Genomic DNA, 18562 nt, shown 5'->3' on the forward strand with positions numbered 1-18562 from the left:
AGCACAATATGCTTTGAATCTGTGAAAACTCAGGAAATAAAGTGGATAAAGTCGATAAGAACATCCTGCGCGAGTTGCAAGGCGATTCATCTATTTCGAATGTGGCGTTGGCAAAGCGCGTCGGGCTTTCTCCGTCTCCTTGCCTCGCGCGCGTCAAGGCTTTGGAAAGCAGTGGAGTGATCCGCCAATACGTGGCCTTGGCCGATGCCGCCAAGCTCGGCCTGGGCCTCAACGTGTTCATCAACATCAGCTTGCGTACCCAGAGCAAGGACGCCTTGGCCCGTTTCGAGCAACGCATTGCCGAGCAGGATGAGGTGATGGAGTGCTACCTGATGACCGGCGACTCAGACTACCTGATCCGCGTGGTGGTGGCAGATATCGCGGCCTTGGAGCGCTTTATCCTCGATCAGCTCACACCCATTGCGGATATTGAGAAAATTCGATCCAGCTTTGCGCTCAAGCAGGTGAGATACAAGACGGCGCTGCCGTTAGATGCCCGTTCCTAGTGCAGTCCGTGCCATGACATCCAGCACGTCCGGATGCTCGCCGATGGCCGGCTGCAAGTTGAACTCGATCTCCGGATGTTGTTCGCTCAATTCGCGAATCAGCCGTGGCAGATCTTCGCGCGCATGGCGCCCACTGCCAAGAAACATCGGCCAGACAGTAATCGCACGGACGCCGGCGCTCAACAGCGGGGCCACGCAGGTGGCGAGGTCGGGCGCTGTCAATTCCAGGTAGGCACACGCCACTTGCGAGCCAGGTTGAATTTGGCGCATGCGCTGCGCCACAGCTTCAATGGGCGCACTCCACGCCGGATCACGCGAGCCGTGAGCGAACAATACGGTGGCGCGAGAAGGGCTCATTGCCTCACCACCAACCACCGGAACGCTCCCAGCGATAGCAGCGAATACAAGATACCCGGAGCAGCCGCCGCTACCCAGGGCTCCCAGTTTCGCAAATTGCCGATAAAGCCGAATACGTTGTTAAGCAGAAAGAAACTAATGCCCGCCAGCACGCCAAGGAACACATACCCGGCTATGTTGCCCGAGCGGAAATGCAGGTAAGCGAAAGGCAGTGCGAGCACCATCATCACCAGGCAGCTCAAAGGATAGAACACCTTGCGCCAGAACTCGATTTCGTAGCGCTGAGCGCTTTGCCCGTTGTCATCGAGATGGCGGATGTACTGGAAAAGATCCACGGTCTGCATGCGGTCCGGGCTCAAAAGCGCCGCGGCCACCATATCAATCGAAAGACGAGTGGGCCAGCGCAACTCGGGCGAGATCGAGTTTTGTACTTGAGGGAGTTTGCCCCCACTTGCAGCCTGACCCGTCGGCGCCGCCAGATCGAACTCTCTACGCTGCACCTTCTCCAGCGCCCAGGAATTATCAGAGGCAAAGCGCGCGTGAGCGGCCTTGGTGGTCGACACCAACCGCCCCTGGGCATCGAACTCGAAAATCCGCACGTTGGTCATGCTGCCCGATGGTGAGAGGGCTCCCACGTTGACGGAGTAGCTGTGTTCGTCCTGACGGTCCTTGAGCCAGGCGCCTGTCTGCCCCACCGTCAATTCGCCGGAAAAACGACCCTTGAGGATCTGCGCGGCGCGGTTGGCTTCTGGCGCAAGGTAGTCGCCGCAAATGAAAGTCAGGGCAACGAACCCCAAACCGAGTGTCAAAAGCGTACTCAAAGCGCGGCTTGGCCCCAGTCCGCTGGTACGCAAAATGGTGAATTCCGAACTTTCTGCCAGGCGTGCCATCACGTAGATGGTGCCAATCAGCACCGCAATCGGAAGCAGCTCGTACAGATGAGAGGGCACAAGCAGCGCCACATAGAGCAGGGCCAGGGGAAGCGTGTAACCTTGGGCGGCCAGACGATTCAGGGATTGCAGTTCGTCAACGAAATCGAAGAAAAAGAACAGCAACAGGAAGGCCACGATCACAAAGCTTACTGAGCGCAGGATCTCGCCGTAAATGAGGCGTCTGATGGTGTTCATGGGGCACATCCTCTGCGGCGCCGCAAGCTGGGCCAGTTGCCCTGCCGGACCATCATCCAGGAAAGCGCCAGCAGGAAAATACCTCCGTGCAGGGCCAGCATAAACACCAGAAAGTTCACGCGGCCATTGGCGATCCAGGACTGCCCTACGTTCACCAGGTTGTAATAGGTCGCAAAGACAAACAGGGCAAAGATCAGCCCCGCGCTGCGGCCTACGCGGGGGTTGACCCTGGTGGCAGCCAGCGCAATGACCACGCAATTGGCAGCGGCGAACAGCAGGCCCAGCCGCCAGGAAAGCTCTGAGAGGTTGCGTGCGGTGGGCTCCATCACAAGCGCCGGCGTGGCCTTGAATCGGGGTGAATCGCTCACCGAGGAGCCCAGCGTGCGATCACTCACATGCACGCCGTACTCCACGAACTCACTCACCCGGGTTGCTCCGGTGTCCAGTTCTGTCTGTAATCTCTGCCCGTTGTTGAGCATGAGAAAGCGCTCGTCCTTGATCATCTGGATGCTGCCACTCTGGGCGGAGGTCACGGATTCCCGCTGATTTTCAACATCCGAGATGAAGATGTTTCTACCCGTATCGCTGCCCGCAGTGAATTTGTCTATGAAAAACACACGTTGGCCACCGGCTGATTCCTGAAATTGCCCCGGCGCGACGCGTTCGATGTCACCACGGCTTTGGTAGCGATCGCGCAGCTCACGAATCTGCACATTCGACCAAGGCCAGACCACCAAGGCCAATAAACCCACTACGAGCAAGATAGGCGCGGCAAAGCGCAGCAGCGGGCGCAGAAACGCGGTAAGGTTTTGCCCAGAGGAGAACCACACCACCATTTCGCTGCTTGCATACATGCGCGTGAGGGTGGAGGTCACAGAGATGAAGAGGCTCAGCGTCAGGATGGTTGGCAACTGCCCGACCACCGTGAAGCCCATGACGAGGAATACCTCGGAAGGGTTCACGCTGCCGAGCGAGGCCTGCCCCAGCGTACGGATGAGGATCATGGTCATCACGATCGTCACCAGTACTACCAGCGTGGCACCGAAACTGCGGCTGAGCTCCTTGCGAAACGACGAATGGAATAACATCGGCTGAAAGGAAAAGGTAGATTATGAACTTCGAGTTGAAGACCTTGCGTTTGGATGAGGCAGCTTCCGGTAAATCTGGTGCGCTCATCGTGTTGGTTCCCGATGGTTTCACGCCCGGCGAAGATGCTATTTCCGTGCTGATTCGCCGCGCCACAGACAGCGGCGATTTCAAGACCGAAGGCGGTTTGCTCCAGGCGTACGGCGCGGCGCGCGTCACGCCCGCCAGGCTGATTCTTGCCGGTATTGGCAATGGTTCTCCCGCATCAGTGCGCAAAGCTGCGCTGGCAGGGATGGCGGCGCTCAAGGGATCTGACGCCAAAGAGGCCGTGCTTTGCTTTGCAGCTTCCGCTGAAGCGGCTGCGGTGCATGCTGCCGTACAGGCGGTGTCTGATGCTACTTATGTCTACACCGCCACCAAAAGCAAGTCTGAGCCAGGCAAGCTGAACCGCGTGGTGCTGGGCGTGCCTGAAGCGGCTTCCGTACGCGAAACCTTTGAAAATTCTGTGGCGACCATGCGCGGGGTGGAATTGGCCCGGGAATGGGCCAATCGCCCAGCCAATCACGCCACGCCCATACATCTGGCTGAAGTAGCGCGTGAACTCGGCAAGGGCGAGCATTTCGATTGCGAAATCCTTGGGCCCAAGGAAGTTGCCAAGCTGGGCATGGGTTCCTTTATGGCCGTCGCGCAAGGCTCCGAACAGGAGCTTCGCCTGATTGTTCTGCGCTACAACGGCGCCAAAAAATCGAGCGCGCCGGTGGCGTTGGTGGGCAAGGGCATTACCTTCGACACCGGCGGCATTTCGCTCAAGCCCGCTCCAGAAATGGACGAAATGAAGTACGACATGGGCGGCGCTGCCAGCGTACTGGGCGTGTTTCGGGCTTTGGCAGAGTGCAAGCCTGCGATCAACGTGGTTGGAGTAATCCCCGCCTGCGAGAACATGCCCGATGGCCGTGCCGTGAAGCCGGGCGATGTGGTGAAGAGCATGAGCGGTCAGACCATCGAAATTCTCAATACCGATGCCGAAGGGCGGTTGGTCCTGTGCGATGCGCTCACCTATGCCCAGCGGTTCAAGCCTCGCGCCATGATCGATATCGCCACGCTCACTGGTGCCTGCGTGATTGCACTGGGCGGCGTGCGGAGCGGCCTGTTTTCCAATCGGGATGAGCTGGCTGAAGCGCTGATGCAGGCCGGCGCGAAAGCGCAAGATCCGTGCTGGCGCATGCCCCTGGATGACGAATACGCCGAAGGCCTGAAAACGAACTTTGCTGATGTGGCCAACGTCGCCGGCCGGGCCGCTGGCGCCGTGACGGCAGCCAAGTTCCTGCAGCGATTCGTCGAAGACACGCCTTGGGCGCATCTGGACATCGCAGGAACCGCCTGGAAAGGTGGCGCAGCCAAGGGTGGAACCGGCCGGCCCGTGGGGCTGTTGCTGCAATATATTTTGTCCCAGGTGGAAGAACCTGCCGCAGCCGGAGACAAGGCGCGGGAGCCTGGCAAGGGAAAGAAACGGCGTGCCTGAGTCTGCGTGGGTAGCCAGATGACCGGTGTGGAGTTTCACTTCAATGTGCCCGACAAGCTGGCCTATGCCTGCCGCTTTTTGCGCAAGGCGTATGGCGCGGGCGCCAAGGTGGGCGTGTTGGGCGACAAGGAGACCTTGCTGGCCCTGAATACGGCGCTATGGACGTTCTCCGCATTGGATTTCATACCGCATTGCCCGGTATCTGCCAAGGCGTCCATGCTGGCCGCTACGCCTATCGTGCTGGCGCTTGACGCCAGCCGATTGCCTCATACCCAGGTGCTCCTGCATCTGGGGCAGGAGGTACCTGAGGGTTTCGAGCGCTTTGAGCGTTTGATTGAACTGGTGAGCCAGGAGGAGGCCGATCGCGCCAGCGCGCGGCTTCGTTGGCGCCACTATGCCAGTCGTGGTTACGCTATCGAGCAGCATGGCCTGAACCGCAGTTGAGCCCATTCATCAAACTAGGTTGAAGCATGTCCCTGGACGATACCCCCTTCCCTCGGCAGGCCCCGCGTTTCGTACCTACGCTGACGGAAATCGTCGGCCCGGCGGTAACGGCTGGCCGCGCGGCTGTTGATCCGCCGCTTGAACCAGTGGCGCAGTCTCGCTTGCCCGAGCAACCAGTCGTTTCGCTGCCTGATGCCGCAGTGATCGAGTTATTGGCCCGGCTGGGCCCGGAGCTGGATGCCCGCCTCAGCGAAACCATTGCACAGGTGCTGCACGCACAAATGCCTATTCTCAATGCCCACATCCGGCAGGCAGTGGCTGAAGTGGTGCGTGAAACAGTGGCGAAGGCAGCCACGCGGAGTGACTAAGATCGTCCACGACCTAGTACCGAACTGCGTTTAATCGATAAACACCGTTCGGGCTGAGGTTCTATGATTTCTGTCACGACGCTGAGTGGCTTGGAAACAAAAACACCGTTCGGGCTGAGCTTGTCGAAGCCTCGCGCCGCACTTCGATCTCAACAAATCCGTTCGCGCTGAGCTTGTCGAAGCGTTGCGCAAGGCTTCGACAGGCGTGAGCGGATTCCTATTCTCGAACGCACGCTTTTACCATCAGGGTTTGATGGCAAAGAGAGCCTGAAGATTTTTGCCTGCTTCAGTCTCCCTTTCTCGGAACCTAATCAGAACCGGTAACCGATGCCCACGCTCATCAGCCAAGGATCCACCTTGAGCTTGCCAATGCCTGCGCTGACATTGGTGTCGATATACACCTTCTTGACGTCGAAGTTCAGCGACCAGTTCTTGGTCAGCGCGTAGTCAAAACCCGCTTGCAGGGCAGGGCCCCAGCTGTTTCTGCTCACATTAACCGTGCCGCCGAGAATGTCTACGTTCGAGAAGCGCGTGTAGTTCACGCCCGCACCCACATAGGGCTTGAACGCACCAAAATTGGTGAAATGGTACTGAGCCAGCAGTGTGGGAGGCAAATGCTTGAGCGAGCCGATGGAGCTGCCGCCCAGTCGCACATCGTGTTTTTGCGGATAGGTCAGGATCAACTCGGCCGCAATGTTGGGAGTGAAGAAGTACGACACATCGACTTCCGGAATCCATTTGTCGCTCACACTCACGCCGGCATTCCCCGCAGGGCCGCCGTTGTCGCTGGCCAGATGGGCCGCGCGCACACGCACCATCCAGGGGCTGGATCCATCGGAAGATTGGGCAAACGCAGTGCCTGCGGTCAGGGCGCTGGCTACTGCGGCAAGGGCGATCAGAGTTTTTTTCATGTGGTTTCCTCAGAACGTGTTCATGTTCTTTTCGGGGTCGCGTTGGGTCGCAATCGGGATGAGTTCGAAGGTCATTTGCGCCGCATGGGCTGGTGCCCATGCAAGCGGATGGCCAAAGAAATCGCCCGATTTCGCCCCAACCCGGAGGGCAAGTGCCATTGCGGGCGGTCTGCGGCGTTGCAACGCTTGCCAATAGCACGGGCTATTGGCTGCGCGCCGCGCCTTGCATCCCATCCCGCACTGGAACGTGCGCGACCCCGAAAAGATCATGAGCACGTTCTTAAGCACTTTATTGACAGCGCATGCATTTATTGGCTGACAAGTTCATTGAAACAAAGCTCATGTCTATAGGGGTTGACCCACCTCAACTTCCTGGCACCTTGCCTCTCCGGGCATGGCGAGAAACTGCAAGTGTTGCTCGCACGCAATACACCGCGAATCAACTGCTGGCGTTCGCAGCTTTCCGATCGAGTGGTTCACCGGGCTCGGCGGGCTGATTTGCATCAGTCAGTTTCCAAGTTCGACGATCTCCTAGCGTGATCCCTATGTTGCTGGTCCGGAAATTGCGTTAACGTTTATGCCCGTTGAGCACAATCTCTGTTCAACAAATTCAATCTGGAGGCTTTATGCATGTGAAGATGAGTCTGATAGCCGTTGCCGCCCTGGCTGCCGTGTCTGGCATGGCGTTTGCGCAGGATGTCCAAGTGGTCAAGATTGGCAGCGTTGCGCCTATGTCTGGCCCGCAGGCCCACTATGGCAAAGACAACGAAAACGGCGTGCGCATGGCCGTTGCGGATCTGAACAAGCAGAACATCGTCATTGGTGGCAAGAAGATCAAGTGGGAAATGCAGTCCGAAGACGATGCAGCTGATCCCAAGCAAGGCACTGCCGCAGCCCAGAAGCTGTGTGATGCCAAGGTCAATGGCGTGGTGGGCCACCTGAATTCGGGCACCACGATTCCCGCTTCCAAGGTCTACAACGACTGCGGTATCCCTCACGTGACTGGCGCGGCCACCAATCCGGACCTCACCAAGCCTGGTTATAAAACTACCTACCGAATTATTGCCAATGACCTCTCGCTTGGGGCTGGTCTGGCTTTCTATGCCGCAGATGCCCTCAAGCTGAAGAAAGTGGCCGTCATTGATGACCGCACCGCCTACGGTCAAGGCGTGGCAGACATCTTCGAGAAAACTGCCAAGAGCAAAGGCATCCAGGTTGTCGATCGCCAGTTCACCACGGACAAATCGACCGACTTCATGGCGATTTTGACCGCCATCAAGGCCAAGGCGCCTGATGGTATTTTCTTCGGCGGCATGGATGCACAAGGCGGCCCAATGCTGCGCCAGATCGAGCAACTGGGCATGGGCAATGTCAAAGTGTTCGGCGGCGATGGTATTTGCACCGAGAAGCTGGGCGAGCTGGCTGCAGGCGCTAAAACTGTGGGCAACGTCGTTTGCGCGGATGGTGGCTCCTCCATCCAGAAAATGCCTGGCGGCATTGCATGGAAGAAGCGTTACGACGCAGACTTCCCCAAGCAGTTCCAGCTTTATAGCCCCTACACCTACGACGCCGCCATGTTGCTGGCAGACGCTATGAAACGCGCCAACTCGACTGACCCCAAGGTTTACACCCCCAAGCTGATCGAGGCGAATTACAAGGGCGTCACATCGACCATTCAGTTCCAACCGAACGGCGAGATGAAGAACCCCACCATCACGCTTTCAGTTTATAAAAACGGCAAGAAAACTGCCCTGAACTGATTTCGAAAACGGGCGTTCGCCTGAACCGGCCCCTAGCTTGGATGCGAGTCCGAGCTAGGGGTTTTTTGTTTTGAGCCGCCTAAGAATGTGTCCAAGGCCGCTGATCAGATATGAAAGTGGTGAGGTTACTTGTAGTTCCAATACAAAGACAAAGGCCCTCTACAAGTGACTGCTCACTTGTAGAGGGCCTTGGCTTCTATCGTTCTACAACGCTTTAGCGGCGGCGTCGGCCGACCCAAAGGCCCGCTATAGCCATCATCAACATGAGGCTGACCAGGGCCTTGGCATCCAGAGATGGCACGGGAACCGGTGAAGCACTGGCGGCCACCAGGTTGTTCACGATGCTCACGGCATCTTCACCCGTGATTGTCACCGTTGCAGCAGAGGTAAATATGGGGGCCTGGAACACAAAACCTGCATTGGCTGGCGGTTGCGTCTCGGTGACCGTGCAGATCGCTGCCAGAGGTACAGGCACCATTTGGCTTGCATCAGCGACCAGGTCGAACACCTGAGGGAAACCTGTCACGCCTGGGCCAGTGCAGTTCACACTGACGCCAAACGTCTGGCCTCCGTAGCCCTGCACAAGACCCGTCACGGTGGGCGTCACGGTTAGTGAACCCATCACAAGGGCAAGTGGGTTGTTCACTGTGATGGGAGGCGCTGCCGAGCCTCCGGGCGGAGAGTCAAATGTGGCCGGAGTGATCACTGGCGTTCCGTACGCAAACCCTGCCGACACTGTTGCAGGTGTGGCGCCTTCAGTGACCGTGCATGCTGCGGTTTGCTGGCCTGTGGTGGGCGGAATAGGAATAACCTGTGTCACAGTGGGCAACAGGTTAACCGTCTGCGAGACTGTGGCTGCATTTCCGCCTGCGGTAGGCGTGACGGTGCAACTGACTGTCACAGGGAAGGTGCTTCCAGCTACATGCCCTTCGACTGCACCCGACAATGTTTTGGTCACGGACACGGTCGCCGGCGGAACAATGCCGTAGTTGACGATGCTGTCGTTGTTGATGGCCACCGTGTCGTATCGCCCGGTACGGCCGCTACCTGATGTGGCGTTGGCCGTTGCGGTGTTGCTGAAGCTGCCGGTGCTTTCAATGAGGCCCGTAACCGTACATTGCACAGAAGCGCCGTTGTCCATTCGTGGAATCACGGCGCTGAAGGTGTTGTTGGCACCGGTGATGTTGGCCAAAGACACGGAAGGTGCTTCGGCACTGCCAGACGTCACGCTGCAGGAGGCCGCGGTCGCCGTGAAGTGGGGACCCAACACGTCGGTGACCGCTACATTGGTGGCTGAGTTGGCCACACCCACTACAGCCAGGCTGTTGTTGGTGAACTGCAGGTTGAAGGTGACCGGCACACCTGCCGCTGGATTGACAGGGGAAACGCTCTTGTTGGTGGCTATATCCACGCATACCGGTACGTTCGGGTCGATAGTCACTTCCCCTGAGGTAGGAGAGGATGATGGCTCGCTGAAGTTCGCATAGCCGCTGCCTGTTGGCATGACCAAAACAGAATCCACTTTGTTGGACACCCTTTTTCGATCAGCCAGGCAAGGCAGTGTGTTGATACCGGTCCAGCGCTCTTCCAACCTGATTTCAACAAAACCACCGTGGGCAATGCTGCCTAGGCCCAAGGGTGAATTCTGATTCGCATAAGACGTCGTTGGTGCTTGCAACTGGCGCGGATAAGGGCCAGGCGGGCAAGCGGATCCCGTGCCCAGAGAATCTACCGTACAACTCATCAGCCAGACTGAGTGTGATGGCGCAGGGCCTGTGGCCAAAGCGGCGGACCCGTTTTCGTTGAAATACTGGAATATGTCACCAAACCTGATCCCAGCCACCGGGACGTGCGGGCTCGTGTAGGTTGATCTGATCACATACCCTACGGCCTCACCCTCAGTATCTACTACCGTATCCGCAGTGTTGGCCAGCGTCTTGGTCGTCCTGAGGGTATTGGTGGCGACCACGCACGTTCCCACGTTGTTGAGTACCAGCGTGGCTCTGTCGTTGTTGTTCGCGGGATTGTCGTCGTCCAGTAGGGTTCCGCCGCCATTGGCATGCAAGCTTAAAGTTGCGAGGTTGACCACGCGCAGCCCTCCGCAAGCGGGCGGGGTAAATACAACGTCTTCTTCGATGACCAGCGTGCTGTTCGCGGGCAGTGAGATCTTGGTTTGGCTCAACAACTGGCCGGCGCTCATGGTGCTCCCGCCGACGGCAGTCACTGCTGGTGGAGAGCCTGCGCAGCCTGTGGCGCCTCCTGTTGTGACACAACTGGCGATTGAACTGGCGTAGGCCACGCCACCATTGCTGCCCCCGAAAGTGCCGGTAACGCTTTGCCATCCGTCAAACGTGCGAGGGTAAAAGGTGCCCAGGTTGGGCACTGAGATGACGGGATCACCGTGAAAAGTAATGCGATAGCGCACCGGGACGCCAAAGTTTGCGGGCGATGGAGTCAGCAACTCCTTTGTCACTCGTAGATCAAGGTTAGCCTTCTCCACGCTGGTAGTGACAACGCCCGTATTCCCTGTTGGGCCGTCAGTGTCACTGGCTGCAGGAGTCACACTGATCGTATTGACATAGCTACCAGGTGTGGAGGCCTTCGCTGATATCGTGATTTCACAACGTGCCCCTTGAGGCAGGCTGGGAATGGGAATGCTGATGGTTTGGCCTGCCGAGGATTCGGCTGTTGCCGGGCTTTGCAAAGCAATGGGGATGGCCGCATTGATAACTGCCAGAGTCGGACAGGTGGCACCTCCTATCGGCACCACGCTAGTGGCTTGCAGGTCATACAGCCGTGCTGGCAATGTGTCCAGCACGGTGCTGGTGCCGGTGGTCGCGTTACCCGTGTTGCCCACCGTGATGGTGTAGTTAAAGTCCGTCCATGTGAGTGCGGTGCTCGGCGCTCCCTTGCTAACCGTTAGCTCGACATTCGCCGCGTGGACCCATCCACTGCTGAACAGGAGAGGCAAGCCCAGCGCAAATGCGGCTTGCAGCTTACCTGGCCTGGCGCGACGCCAGAACCCCAAAAAAGCAGCGCGGAATTTGGATCGAATGCGCACGATGTGCTCCAGTTGTGTGGCCAGCGAATCTTCTGCATATACAGGTCTTCCGCTTGCAAGCTTTGGGTTGTGACTCCATTGAAGGAGGCTCCCTGGCGTTCTTCTCAAAAAATGTGAAGACCAGGCAACTCTACAACGGCTTATACAGACCCTATCAGTCGAACTTTTTTGTTTTCCCTTGAGTTCATTTGAAAATAACACGCTCAATAGGAAACTCATCAACTATCACTGCGACAACAGCATCACCATTTCATTTAACGAAATAGAAGATGACAAGGTGTGTGGCAGTGGACAGGTTGTGTCACGAATTGTAATTTCTGTTCATGAAATCATAAATTGATGTGTGCAATAGACCCACGAATTCGCAGGACTCAGCGAAGTTAGATGCTCCTGGAACGGTGCAGCGGATTGCGGTTGGTGGAAACGCCGGACAGTTTCAGCCAAGGAATTTCGTGGTGACGCAGGTGATGTCATCTGTCTGCTGCGCGCCCGCTTCGAATTCGCGCACCGCTTCTAGCAGGGCTTCGGGTAAGTTACCGGAGCCCGGTTTGTACTGGCTCACCAATTCGGTCAGGCGGGCTTCTCCAAAGAAGTGTCCTTCTGGATTTGCAGCCTCAGTGACCCCATCTGTGTAGAGCAGCAGCGTATCGCCGGGGTTCAGTTGGGTGCGACCTGGTTTGAATTCGAAGTCGTCCATCACTGCCAGCGCCATATTCTTGCCGCGTGGCATGGTCTCCACAGCGCCATCAGCACGCAGCAGCAGCGGCGGATTGTGGCCGGCATTGACGTAATCGAGTTGGCCGGTTTTCAAATCCAGCAGGCACAGAAAAACAGTAACGAACATCATCTGCTCGTTCTCAGCGCAAAGTTGCTTGTTCAGGCGGTCGATGATGTCGGCGGGATCCTGCAGGAACTGTGCAATGTTCTTGAGCAGGGTGCGAGAGATGGCCATGAAAAATGCAGCGGGAATGCCTTTCCCTGATACGTCGGCCACCACCATGGCCAAGCGTCCGTCTCTCATAAGGAAGTAATCATAGAAGTCGCCCCCTACCTCCTTGGCCGGCACCATCAATGCGGAGACCGCCACAGCTTGCGTGGGCGGGGCGGAACGCGGCAAGATGGAGAGCTGCATGGTGCGGGCTATTTCAAGCTCCTGCTGCAGGCTGATCAGCGTAGCCTGCTGAGCCATGGCTTCGCGAAGTTTGTGAAGAAGCCCCACCAGTCGATGCTGCTGCGTAGTTACCAGATCGGACATGCGGCCAAGGACACCAGCCAACTTGACCAGTGAATTGTCGGTGCGAGAAGTCTCAGCCTCCTGTGGTTCCAGTGCGGTCAACACCTCAGCGCGCGCTTCTTCATCCAGGGTCTCGGCAAGTTGGCGCAGTTGGCCGCGAATCAGCCTTTCCTGTTGTTGATGGGTGCGCGAGCGTTCATCGCGCAGCATTTGCAGGTTGAACATTTCATCCCTGAGCGCGGCCACGCTACGCGCAATCTGGCCTGCCTCGTCGGGTAATGCCTGGTCGTCTTCATCGGGGGTGGCACGTAGATCCCCCTTCGCCAATTGATCCAGTACCCGTACAGAGCGTTCCAGCGGACGCAGCGCGCGGCGCAAATAAACAAAAACAGCCCAGCCCAGCACAGCAAGGAATGTCGCGGCTCCGCCCATCGCCAGCAAATCGATCCACTGTTCGGCACCTTCCTGGTCAGTGATGTCCCACGCGGTCAAAATGGCGCCCACGGGGCGATGGTTGGGGCCCTCCAAAGGCATTGTCGCCGTTAACCACTGGCGCCCGCCGGGCGCGGAGATCTCGGCTATGCTCGGTCGCCGCGCGGTCAGCGACAAGTCTTCTTCGTTGACTACACCGGGGAGTGTTCCTGCGATGCCCTGGCCGCGCAAGTTGATGATGAAACTTTCACCGGTTATGGTGCGATTCATTTCGGGCAACAGGTGCCCCAGATTCTGTCCGAGGGCGAGGACACCCGGTGCGTTCTCAGGGCCGAAGCGACGTAACGCCACCAGGTAGTAGCGCTCGCGCGAAGACTGGCTTAGCCCTGTCTGCGTTTGATTGCTGGCTAGCGCTCGAGCTAGCCAGCCTGTATCCACCATGGGTTGTTGTAGGAGGGCGGTCGAACTGGAATGAGCCAGTACACGCCGGGCATCGAACCAATCCGCACGCCATCCGGGATGGCGATCCAGTATGGGCTCCATCAGGGTATCAAGGGCCTCGTAGTCATGCTCCGCCCAAGCATGTGCCACGTCGGCTCGCCCCAAGACTTCTGTGAGTGTGGTTTCTAGATTGTTCCTGGATTCATTTTCCAGCTTGTTCCAGGCGATGGCTTGAGATTGCAGCACCACTTGGTGGTAACGGTCTGTCAGTTCGTTATCGCGTTGCCACCCCCAAGCGCCAGCGAACAGCAATAGGGAAATGGCTGCAATGAGCAACAACACCGTGACGCGAGTCTTAAGCTGCATGCGGCTCCATACCTGGCTTGGACTTCGATTCGCGCACGCGGTTACCGATCAGAGGTAGTGAGAGGGCTGCCAGACCGCAAACCCCCAAGATTGCATAGCCAAGTCCATTCGAGGCTTGAAAACTCCGGGGTGCACAAGCCATCTGCGCAAGCAGACTCAGGCCAGGACCAAACACGAGTCCGCCGAGCAAGGCGCCGTACCAAGCCGGGGCTGTCCCCTTCCACCAATGGGAATAGTGTGCAATACCGAGCACGGCTGCCAGCATGGCGAAAGCACAAGCGCCAACCAAGCTCAAGGGGTAGCCAGCCAGAGCGGTGATGGGCGCCCAAGCCAGCAGCCCCAACAGTACCCCGCGCCAGCGTTGCAACGCGTCTTTTGAACTTACAGGGATGGGCCCGGTGGAGTGAGATCGTCCAGGCGACTGTGAAGAGAGCGTGGTGGTTGTACCGCCCCTGGGCAATGGCAAGGAAAAGCGGTCGTCGCCCAGTGTCTCGGCCAGTACCCGGTCAAGTTGATGACGTTTGTCGAAATCGGGTTCAGTCTGCCGAAGCGATTGGGCCAAGCGTTCAATGCGCAGATGTTGGTCACCGGCATGGCGCAATTGCTCAGCCAGCCACGGCAGGCGTTGATCGAAATCCTTGCGTCCTATGCGGGGAGGGCGGGTTGCCAAATCACCAGCGGCGATGCGTTCACAGGCCTCACGCACAAGGAGCTCGCGCCTTAGCACTCGGCCTCTTAGAGCGTAACGCAGCGCCTCGGCTGCCAGCCCGGCGATAAGCGCTGTCAGCACGGCCACGGGCAGTCCCCAAGTCAGTAGCAGGGCTGACACAGCGGGCTGGCGCCAGAGCAACTCAAGCCGTGCGACAGGCATTCCCTTCATGGTGATCGGCACTACCACCAGTGGTAGCGCTTCCCCCTGGCTGGTGCCGCGTTCCTGCAGCACTTGGCCTTGGGTGTCGACCAGTGCGGCTCTAAGAATGCTCTTGAAGCTTTGCATGCGGTGGGTAAACAGATCTTCCACTCCCACCAGGCGATCTATGGGGATCCCGAGATTCACTGCCAACTGAACATGGTCAGCCATGTCCTCTGCGATCAAGTGCGCTCGTGCCTTTGCTTCGTCGTACGCCATCTCACGTAGCTGGGACAAGGCAACCCAGGTAACCAGAAGGCCTGATAGCAAGAGAAGCAGGAAGCCCTTTACGGCAAACTGGCGAGCCAATGAAGCAGTGGTCATCGTATGCCATCCTCATTGCGCGTGAGGTATTCAAGCCCATTGGCCAAACGCACTTCTGCGGCGTGCAGACGTGTCGCAGCAAGGTCCATCCCCACGGCGTCACTTTGCCTCGCCAGCCCACGCATCAGCCACACGGTGAACAAGGCGCAGGCGGCTGTCAGGCAAACCATTGCAATGAGCACAGCGCCCAGGAGGCGCCAAGGCGTAGGTGTCGGTGGGTTGGGGGATGTAATGCTGATATGCCCCGAAATTTCCCCGAACGGGCCACGGATTGGCATACCGAGCGTGAAAGATTCCCCTCCGATGACCGACCAAGTCGCGTGTGCTTCCATGCCTCGGGTTGACGTCATGGTCGAGCTGGCCAGTATCCAGCTGGGCGGAACACGGTCGCCGATAGCGCCGCGATCGGTATTGAACAGGGATAGAGAATTGGTATCGAATACCTCGGCTGCCAATAGTGATGGGTCATCGGACAGGAGGTCCTCCAGAAGCGCTTGTGCCTGATTGCTTTCTGCCAATTCAAACCCAAGCGAGAGGTTAGTTTCCAGACGCTCGCGCAGTCCCTGCAGGGCGATGTCCAGACGCGCTTCACGAAGCACCTGTGCTTGCGCGCGCTGCAGGCTGAACAGAAGCGCAGTCAAGAGGAGCAGTCCGCACATGGCCACAACCCACCATCGCCCGGTAAGCTCCAGGCAGGCTGATATGGTGATGAGTGGACGCTTCCAGCCTATCGCCGAAATGCCTTCTGGCTCAATCATTCGATCACTTCCGCCACGCTCAGAAGAGTCAATGGAGGGTAGAACTCCAGTTTCTTCACGATAGGCATGTTGATGAGCAATGAAAAGCGCTGAAGCGACTGCGCGGGGATGGTCTCTACTGGAACATGGTCAATCAGGATCTGGCTGGCCTTGTATGCGGCGAATCGGCCTACGTTAGCCCCGTTGGCAAACAGACCGAACATGCATTGCGATTGACGTACAACGCTTTCAGTGGCACAGAAGGTTGGTAAACGAACGCGTAGCGCGGCATTGGTCACCAAGTCTCGGTGTGTGAAAGCCAGAAATGAGCTGGGCCCTATGTAGAGAAGATCAGCCTTTCTCTCTGCCAGTCGCGCAACCAGGCCGGGCAGCGCGTTGAAGTTTGCTTCGCCGTCTTCGTTCAACGGCACAGTTTCTTCGAGCAGGTCGAAGCCCATTTCGGGCGCCATGCGTTTGAGCACCTGGGCAATACCTAGGGTGTTCGATTCAGCCGGGTTGGTGATGTAGCCCAGCCGCTTGAAGGGTCGGTAGCTGCTCATGGCTTTGAGTTGCACCGTAAGCGGGGCCACGTGGCTCACCCCCGTGAGGTTGCGATTCGGGGGATCGAGTTGGCGCAGCAAGCCTGAGCCAACGGGATCGGTGACTTCGGTGAATACGATGGGGATGTCGCGGATATGTGTGGCAGCATCGACAAGGTTATCTTTCCCCGCAAGCGCCAGAGTGGTGCTTGTAGACCAGGAATAGATCAGATCGGGCTTGAGCGCGCGTACTGCCTCAATGAGCGCTGGTCCATCCTCGGGGCGGTCAGAGTAATGGACGTTCTCAAATTTGACGAGCAATAGCCGCTTGGCCAGATAGTCGCGAAAGCTTGCCTCTATGTTCTGCTCCTCGCGCGATAGCACCATGGCGATGGTGTGGGTTTTTCGTTGAGCGAGTGCGTCGCCCGTGTGCATGCCGCTGGCGAACAGGAACGTGAGGAAAAAAAAAGCACCGAGTGCCTTTCCTCTGGCATTCAGGCTCATTTCAGCCTGCCATCATCGTATTCGCCGGAGGCCGGAAAGCTCTGCGGCGGCTTGGCACGCTGTACAGGTGTAGCCGGTTTGACCAACTGAAATGGGGCGGGCGGCGGGTTAATGAGAGTGGCAGGATAGTCTGGCGGCTGTGTGGGCTGATACGGGGAAGTCTTCTCAGACGGGTCACGCCCCGGGGGGGCGCTGATACGGGGCACAGGGCCACCGGGCAGCAGTGCTGGTTCAGGATCTGGCAAGGTCACCACGCGCGGCTTGATGAGAAACAGCCGCTCGCGTGCTTGCAAAGTGTTCACCTTGTGAGAAAAAAGAGCTCCCACCAACGGAATGGCACCCAGCAAGGGGATGCGGTCATTCGCCTGCGTCGTGTATTGCGTGTTGTAACCACCAATCAAGAGTGTCTGATTCTCGCCCACCAACGCTTGAGTGCTGACAGTACTGCGCCGTACGGTAGGCAGATTGTCCACCTCCCTATCCTGGATCTGGCCATCTTCGATGTCCACGTCCAACTGCACGGTGGGGCCGATCCCGCTCGGGCTGATGAAGCGCGGAGTAACCTTGAGCGTCGTGCCCACCGTCACAGGAGTGACCGTGGCTACGCGCTCGCCGGATGTGCGGATATAGAAAGTTTCGGACAGATCAAGCAATGCGCCCGTATTGTCGAGTGTCAGGATCGATGGCCGAGACTGGATGGAGGCCTCTCCCATCTGTTCCAGGGCACGAATACGGGTAACCAGGTAGTTGCCTGCGTCGAGCACCGTGGAGGTGGTGCTGATGCCAGTATTGCGTGCAGCCGCGGAAATCGTGAGCGCACCGGTGGAGGAGGTCACATCACCGAAGCCAGCCGCCAAACCGCCTTTTCGCCCACCCCAAGCGATGCCCAGTTCGTCCAGGCGGGTGGAGTTGACGTCAATAATGAGCGCTTCTATCTCAATCAACGCGGTGGGCACATCGAGTTGTTCGATCAGTGCCTTGAACATTGGCAAGCGCTCGGGCGTGTCTTGGATGATCAATGCATTCAAGCGGGAGTCGGCCTGTATGGAGGGCATACGCCGGCGGGAGGCTACTAAATTGGCGGAGCCCTCGCGGGTGACATCTGCGTCTTCACTTTGCAGGCTCACACTACCCGCGAGTGCGGGGGCAGTGGCCATTCTGGAGTCCACACTCCTGAGTGGGCCAGAAGGTGGGTTTCCACTTGCTCGCAGTGGTGCGGCCAAGCGCGAGACAGCATCGTTGTTAACGCCGGGCACGGATGCGGAGTCACCCATCACCAGGTCGCGGAGCACCTGCGCCAAGCCCTTGGTGGTGATCTGTCGATCCCGGTACGTCATGGTGCGATCATCCACCGAGGCGTGCTTGAGTCTGAATACCGCAACCTGCTGTCCCCCAGCTACCAGGGGCAAGTTCTCAATGGTGCGCTTGACCAGGTCCACATAAGCAGGAGGTCCTGAAACCAGCGCCAGCCCCTGTTCGGGCAATTCACCCCAGCCGAATCGCGCATCCAGCACGCCGAGGCTGGTAAGCGCCTGACGCATGGCCGTGATACGAGCTCCAGAGCTGTTGATACTGCTCGTGGCTATCTCGTTACTGCGGCTTATGAACAGGGTGCCTGCGTGGGTAAACCACTGGAAACCGTACACACCGCCCAATTGGTTGAGGAACTCTGTGGGGGTTCGCGCCTGAAATCGTCCGTTGACGCTTCCGGTCAGTTGCGGTGAAAGATCCAGCGTCAGGCTGAATGAACCTGCAAACTCACGTAGCACTGTGGCCAGTGGTGTCGCTTTGTCTGCATAGTAGTTGTAAGAAACGTCGCCCCAGGGTGGTGGTCCGGCGTGCGCGCAAGGTGCTGCGACCAGCATGAGAGCCGCGGCGATCGCGGCCAGACGATGCGGAGGCAGAGAAAAGGGTGAGAATTTCATTGGGCGCT

The 18562-nt window shown here is 58.1% G+C and carries 16 protein-coding genes; 5 read left to right on the top strand and 11 right to left on the bottom strand.

What is annotated here, in order from left to right:
* Positions 1-41 precede the first annotated feature (41 nt).
* A complete protein-coding gene (locus tag G518_RS0127645) occupies positions 42-506 on the top strand; it encodes an Lrp/AsnC family transcriptional regulator (protein ID WP_028605239.1) in 465 nt (154 codons plus the stop codon).
* Here the strand turns inward: G518_RS0127645 and G518_RS0127650 are convergent.
* From G518_RS0127650 to lptF, 3 genes are read right to left on the bottom strand one after another with little or no spacing between them, the layout of a single operon-like run.
* Entirely contained in the window at positions 489-863 is a 375-nt protein-coding gene (locus tag G518_RS0127650; protein WP_028605240.1) for a sirohydrochlorin chelatase, read from the bottom strand. The genes G518_RS0127645 and G518_RS0127650 overlap by 18 nt on opposite strands.
* Positions 860-1990, bottom strand: a complete 1131-nt coding sequence (lptG, locus tag G518_RS0127655; protein ID WP_028605241.1) for an LPS export ABC transporter permease LptG — start codon at positions 1988-1990, stop codon at positions 860-862. Before lptG ends, G518_RS0127650 begins: the two co-directional genes overlap by 4 nt.
* Entirely contained in the window at positions 1987-3078 is a 1092-nt protein-coding gene (gene lptF, locus G518_RS0127660) for an LPS export ABC transporter permease LptF (protein ID WP_028605242.1), read from the bottom strand. The genes lptG and lptF overlap by 4 nt, the downstream gene beginning before the upstream one ends.
* 23 nt (positions 3079-3101) lie before the next feature.
* On the opposite strand from lptF, the gene G518_RS0127665 reads away from it, so the two are divergent.
* The 3 genes from G518_RS0127665 to G518_RS0127675 are packed head-to-tail and all read left to right on the top strand — an operon-like array spanning position 3102 to position 5410.
* Positions 3102-4598, top strand: a complete 1497-nt coding sequence (locus tag G518_RS0127665) for a leucyl aminopeptidase (RefSeq protein WP_028605243.1) — start codon at positions 3102-3104, stop codon at positions 4596-4598.
* 6 nt (positions 4599-4604) lie between these two features.
* Positions 4605-5042, top strand: coding sequence for a DNA polymerase III subunit chi (locus tag G518_RS0127670; RefSeq protein WP_342663785.1), 438 nt, complete (start codon positions 4605-4607; stop codon positions 5040-5042).
* Positions 5043-5068: 26 nt separating this feature from the next.
* Positions 5069-5410 carry a hypothetical protein gene (locus G518_RS0127675; RefSeq protein WP_028605245.1) on the top strand — a complete coding sequence of 114 codons (342 nt, stop codon included), beginning with the start codon at positions 5069-5071 and terminating at the stop codon, positions 5408-5410.
* Between the two features lie 311 nt (positions 5411-5721).
* On the opposite strand, the gene G518_RS0127680 is transcribed toward G518_RS0127675, so the two are convergent.
* Both G518_RS0127680 and G518_RS40225 read right to left on the bottom strand, forming a co-directional pair.
* A complete protein-coding gene (locus G518_RS0127680; protein ID WP_028605246.1) occupies positions 5722-6321 on the bottom strand; it encodes an OmpW/AlkL family protein in 600 nt (199 codons plus the stop codon).
* A 9-nt stretch (positions 6322-6330) separates the two neighbouring features.
* Complete coding sequence (locus tag G518_RS40225; protein WP_156909565.1) at positions 6331-6480, bottom strand: hypothetical protein; 150 nt, start codon at positions 6478-6480, stop codon at positions 6331-6333.
* Between the two features lie 479 nt (positions 6481-6959).
* Here G518_RS40225 and G518_RS0127690 point away from each other — a divergent pair, with 479 nt between their 5' ends.
* The gene (locus tag G518_RS0127690) at positions 6960-8081 is read left to right on the top strand and encodes a branched-chain amino acid ABC transporter substrate-binding protein (protein ID WP_425414313.1); all 1122 of its coding nucleotides are present in this window, start codon (positions 6960-6962) and stop codon (positions 8079-8081) included.
* A gap of 214 nt (positions 8082-8295) precedes the next feature.
* Here the strand turns inward: G518_RS0127690 and G518_RS0127695 are convergent, their stop codons facing one another.
* The 6 genes from G518_RS0127695 to sctC all read right to left on the bottom strand — a co-directional run bounded on the left by G518_RS0127695 (position 8296) and on the right by sctC (position 18554).
* Complete coding sequence (locus tag G518_RS0127695) at positions 8296-11142, bottom strand: DUF5979 domain-containing protein (RefSeq protein WP_028605248.1); 2847 nt, start codon at positions 11140-11142, stop codon at positions 8296-8298.
* Between the two features lie 436 nt (positions 11143-11578).
* The gene (locus tag G518_RS38845) at positions 11579-13615 is read right to left on the bottom strand and encodes a SpoIIE family protein phosphatase (RefSeq protein ID WP_051237481.1); all 2037 of its coding nucleotides are present in this window, start codon (positions 13613-13615) and stop codon (positions 11579-11581) included.
* Positions 13605-14849 carry a hypothetical protein gene (locus G518_RS0127705; RefSeq protein WP_028605249.1) on the bottom strand — a complete coding sequence of 415 codons (1245 nt, stop codon included), beginning with the start codon at positions 14847-14849 and terminating at the stop codon, positions 13605-13607. The genes G518_RS38845 and G518_RS0127705 overlap by 11 nt, the downstream gene beginning before the upstream one ends.
* Positions 14846-15607, bottom strand: a complete 762-nt coding sequence (locus G518_RS0127710; RefSeq protein ID WP_028605250.1) for a hypothetical protein — start codon at positions 15605-15607, stop codon at positions 14846-14848. The genes G518_RS0127705 and G518_RS0127710 overlap by 4 nt, the downstream gene beginning before the upstream one ends.
* A complete protein-coding gene (locus tag G518_RS37300) occupies positions 15604-16629 on the bottom strand; it encodes an ABC transporter substrate-binding protein (protein ID WP_051237482.1) in 1026 nt (341 codons plus the stop codon). The genes G518_RS0127710 and G518_RS37300 overlap by 4 nt, the downstream gene beginning before the upstream one ends.
* Positions 16626-18554 carry a type III secretion system outer membrane ring subunit SctC gene (gene sctC, locus G518_RS37305; RefSeq protein ID WP_051237483.1) on the bottom strand — a complete coding sequence of 643 codons (1929 nt, stop codon included), beginning with the start codon at positions 18552-18554 and terminating at the stop codon, positions 16626-16628. The genes G518_RS37300 and sctC overlap by 4 nt, the downstream gene beginning before the upstream one ends.
* Positions 18555-18562: the final 8 nt, after the last annotated feature.

Source organism: Ottowia thiooxydans DSM 14619 (assembly GCF_000422885.1).
GTDB classification, from domain to species: domain Bacteria; phylum Pseudomonadota; class Gammaproteobacteria; order Burkholderiales; family Burkholderiaceae_C; genus Ottowia; species Ottowia thiooxydans.